Below are 4,341 nucleotides of genomic sequence, written 5' to 3' on the forward strand. Positions count from 1 at the left end.
GTTTCTGCTCCGCCTGGATCAAGAGCGGATCGCCCTCCATCAGGCCGAGCGGCCCCAGACCCTGCGCACCCATGAACATGCGGCGCGCATAGAAATTGCGCGTCACGTCGTTGTCGAAGGGCGACAGGATGATGTTCTGCTCGCGATAAATGGTGCCGCCCGACAGCATCACCGTATTCTTGGAATGCTTGAGCAAATGCTCGGCGATGGGGAACGAATTGGTGAAGATCGGCATGCGGCGGCCGGTCAGGAAATGCACCATCTGGAAGGTGGTGGTGCCGCCATTGATGATGATCGGTTCGCCGTCGTTGCACAGCTCGACCGCTTCACGCGCAATCGCCCGCTTCTGCGAGGCGTTGATGGTTTCGTTGACGGAAAAGGGCCGGCCGGCCAGCCCGATGAACTGCGGCGGCGAGATTGCCTCGGCGCCGCCGCGCACGCGGCGCAGGCGCTTCTGGACGTGGAGAGCCGCGATATCGCGCCGGATCGTCGCCTCGGAGGACTCCGTCAGGTCGACCATCTCCTGCACCGTCACCACAGGCTTTTCCTGGACGGCGGACAGAATGATCCTGTGGCGCTCTTTTTCGTGCATGGTTCCTCCCTGCCCGGGCATCTAGGCACCCAAAACGCGCAGTGTCAATCATTTCCGATCATATAATTTCATTGTGCAGTGCAGTATGATCGATATTGATCGTTTGTGATTGACAAGCCGAGCGCTTCCGTGGAAATTCGGGGCCAAATGGCCGCGCCTTCTGCGTGCCTTCGGGAGGATTTCTTATGCTCGACAAGCGCACCGGCGCGCGCCTCGCCAATCTGTGGGACGAGGCCAAGGCTCACGCCATGAGCGGGCCGGAACTTCTGGTCTACCGTTCGAACACACTTGGTTCCGACAAGCGGGTCACCAACTATGGCGGCGGCAACACGTCGTCGAAGATCTGGCAGAAAGACCCGCTCACCGGCGAGGATGTCGAAGTGCTGTGGGTCAAGGGATCGGGCGGCGACAGCGCCTCGATCAAGCTGGACGGCTTTGCCACGCTCTACATGGACAAGCTGCGCGCGCTCAAAGGCCTCTATCGCGGCGTCGAGCACGAAGACGAGATGGTCGGCTTCCTGCCGCACTGCACCTTCAACCTCAATCCGCGTGCGGCTTCGATCGACACGCCGCTGCATGCCTACGTGCCGAAGCCCTTTGTCGACCACATGCATCCCGATGCCATCATCGCCATTGCCGCGGCGAAGGATTCGAAGGCGCTGACGAAAGAAATCTTCGGCGAGGCCATCGGCTGGCTGCCGTGGAAGCGCCCTGGCTTCGAACTTGGCCTGTGGCTGGAGAAATTCTGCCTCGAACACCCAGCCGCCAAGGGCGTCATCCTGGAAAGCCACGGCCTGTTCACCTGGGGCGACACCCCCAGGGAATGCTACGAGACGACGATCTCAGTGATCAACCAGGCGATCGAATGGTTCGAGCGCCGCTCCGAGGGTGTCGCTATCTTCGGCGGTGAAGCGGTCAAGTCGCTCGACGCCACTGAGCGCCGTGCCATCGCGGCCAAACTGATGCCGAGGATTCGCGGCCTGATCTCGGAAAGGAGCCACAAAACAGGCCATTTCGACGATTCCACTGCTGTGCTCGAATTCGTCAACTCCAGGGATCTGCGCCCGCTGGCGGCACTCGGCACCTCATGCCCCGACCATTTCCTGCGCACCAAGATCCGCCCGCTGGTCATCGAATTCGATCCGGCAAAGCCCGATGTCGATGCCGTCATCGCGCGTCTTGCCGACGACATCGCCGAATATCGCGTTGGCTACCAGGCCTATTACGACAGCTGCAAGCATCCGGACTCGCCCGCCATCCGCGATCCCAATGCCGTCGTCTACCTGATGCCCGGCGTCGGCATGTTCACCTTCGCCGGCGACAAGGCGACGGCGCGCATCTCGGGCGAATTCTATGTCAACGCCATCAACGTCATGCGCGGCGCCTCCACCGTGTCGTCTTATGTCGGCCTGCCTGCACAGGAAGCCTTCGACATCGAGTACTGGCTGCTCGAAGACCTGAAGCTGCAGCGTATGCCGAAGCCGAAGTCGCTTGCCGGCCAGATCGCCCTGGTCACGGGTGGCGCCGGCGGCATCGGCCGCGCCACGGCCAACCGCCTGCTGCGCGAAGGCGCCTGCGTGGTGCTGGCCGACATCGACGAGACAGCACTGGCCAGCGCCAATGACGAACTGGCGAAAGTCTACGGCAGGGACTTCGTGCGGCCGGTGCTGATCAATGTCACCTCGGAGGAGCAGGTCATTTCGGGCTTTGCCGAGACAGCGGTCGAGTTCGGCGGCATCGACATTCTGGTATCGAATGCAGGGCTGGCCTCCTCGGCGCCGATCGAGGAGACGACGCTGGCGCTGTGGAACAAGAACATGGACATCCTGTCGACCGGTTATTTCCTGGTCTCGCGGGAAGCGTTCCGGCTGTTCCGCGCGCAGAAGATTGGCGGCAACGTCGTCTTCGTCGCCTCCAAGAACGGCCTTGCCGCATCGCCGAACGCCGCCGCCTATTGCACCGCCAAGGCTGCCGAGATCCATCTCGCCCGCTGCCTGGCGCTGGAGGGCGCGGAGGCGCAGATCAGGGTCAATGTCGTCAACCCGGACGCGGTGCTGCGCGGCTCGAAGATCTGGACCGGCGAGTGGAAGGAACAGCGCGCCGCCGCCTACAAGATGTCGACCGACGATCTGGAGGAGCACTATCGCTCGCGTTCGATGCTGAAGCGCTCGGTCTTCCCGGAAGACATCGCAGAGGCGATCTATTTCCTGGCGTCCGACATGTCGGCCAAGTCGACCGGCAACATCATCAATGTCGACGCGGGCAACGCCCAGTCGTTCACGCGCTGAGCGGAGGGGACGATGGAACACATCATCTCCGCCGACCTCGTCGACAAGGACAACGCCGCGCGCAAGGCAAACCTCGAGCGCGACTACGCCTCGCTCGGCGAGCGGCTCGACCGTCGCGGCATCGCCATCGACGCTATCAGAGACAAGGTCGAGAAATTCGCGGTGGCGATCCCGTCCTGGGGCGTCGGCACCGGCGGCACGCGCTTTGCCCGCTTTCCCGGTGCCGGCGAGCCACGCGATATCTTCGACAAGATCGAGGATTGCGCCGTCATCCAGCAATTGACGCAGGCGACGCCGACCGTTTCCCTGCACATTCCGTGGGACAAGGCCGATCCGAACCGGCTGAAGCAAGCGGCCTCGCGCTTTGGCCTCGGCTTCGACGCCATGAACTCCAACACCTTTTCCGACGCCAAGGACCAGAAGCTCTCCTACAAATTCGGCTCGCTGTCGCATGCCGACGCCGGCACGCGCCGGCAAGCGGTCGAGCACAATCTCGAATGCATCGAGATCGGCAAGACGCTCGGCTCCAAGGCGCTGACGGTGTGGATCGGCGACGGTTCGAACTTTCCCGGCCAGGTCAATTTCGCCAAGGCATTCGAGCGCTATCTCGACGCCATGAAAGAGGTCTACGCCGGACTGCCCGCCGACTGGAAGCTGTTCAGCGAGCACAAGATGTACGAGCCGGCCTTCTATTCCACCGTCGTGCAGGACTGGGGCACCAACTACATGATCGCGCAGGAGCTGGGCGACAAGGCGTTCTGTCTCGTCGACCTCGGCCACCATGCCCCAAACGTCAACATCGAGATGATCGTGTCGCGGCTGATCCAGTTCAAAAAACTCGGCGGCTTCCACTTCAACGATTCGAAATATGGCGACGACGATCTCGATGCCGGTTCGATCGATCCTTACCGGCTGTTTCTCGTCTTCAACGAACTGGTCGACGCCGAACTTTCCGGCGCCGAGGGGTTCGACCCGGCCCACATGCTCGACCAGAGCCACAACGTCACCGATCCGATCGAAAGCCTGATGCTATCGGCGGTCGAGGTGCAGCGCGCCTATGCGCAGGCGCTGCTGGTCGACCGCAAGGCGTTGGAAGATTTTCAGGATAGCAATGACGCGCTGATGGCGACGCAGACGCTGAAAGCGGCCTACCGCACCGATGTCGAGCCGATCCTCGCCATGGCGCGGCTGAAGACCGGCGGCGCCATCGACCCGGTCGCCGCCTATCGAGCGGCGGGTTACCGCGCCAAGGTTGCAGCGGAACGCCCTGCAGTCGCTGGCGGTTCGGGCGGCATTGTCTGAGGCCGAGCCGGCCCCCTCATCCGGCCGCTTTGCGGCCACCGCCCTCCGGGCGTTCGTTGTTCGAAAAGCCAAGCAGTTGGCTTTTCGCCCGCTGCGCGGACCACGCCTCACCCCCGCAGGGAGAAGAGACTGGCGTCAGCGCTGACACCTCCTCTCCCC

General features: G+C 62.8%; 3 protein-coding genes. 2 read left to right on the forward strand and 1 reads right to left on the reverse strand.

Annotated elements, in window-relative coordinates:
- A partial coding sequence (locus tag ENZ75_RS22820) for a DeoR/GlpR family DNA-binding transcription regulator (RefSeq protein ID WP_164887941.1) occupies positions 1-592 on the reverse strand: 592 nt, incomplete at its 3' end.
- Positions 593-777: 185 nt separating this feature from the next.
- Here ENZ75_RS22820 and ENZ75_RS22825 point away from each other — a divergent pair.
- Positions 778-2,880, forward strand: coding sequence for a bifunctional rhamnulose-1-phosphate aldolase/short-chain dehydrogenase (locus ENZ75_RS22825; RefSeq protein WP_027161700.1), 2,103 nt, complete (start codon positions 778-780; stop codon positions 2,878-2,880).
- A gap of 12 nt (positions 2,881-2,892) precedes the next feature.
- Complete coding sequence (gene rhaI / locus ENZ75_RS22830) at positions 2,893-4,182, forward strand: L-rhamnose catabolism isomerase (protein ID WP_063170035.1); 1,290 nt, start codon at positions 2,893-2,895, stop codon at positions 4,180-4,182.
- Positions 4,183-4,341 lie beyond the last annotated feature (159 nt).

The organism is Mesorhizobium sp. M7A.F.Ca.CA.002.04.1.1 (assembly GCF_004022805.1).
Taxonomy (GTDB): Bacteria; Pseudomonadota; Alphaproteobacteria; order Rhizobiales; family Rhizobiaceae; genus Mesorhizobium; species Mesorhizobium ciceri.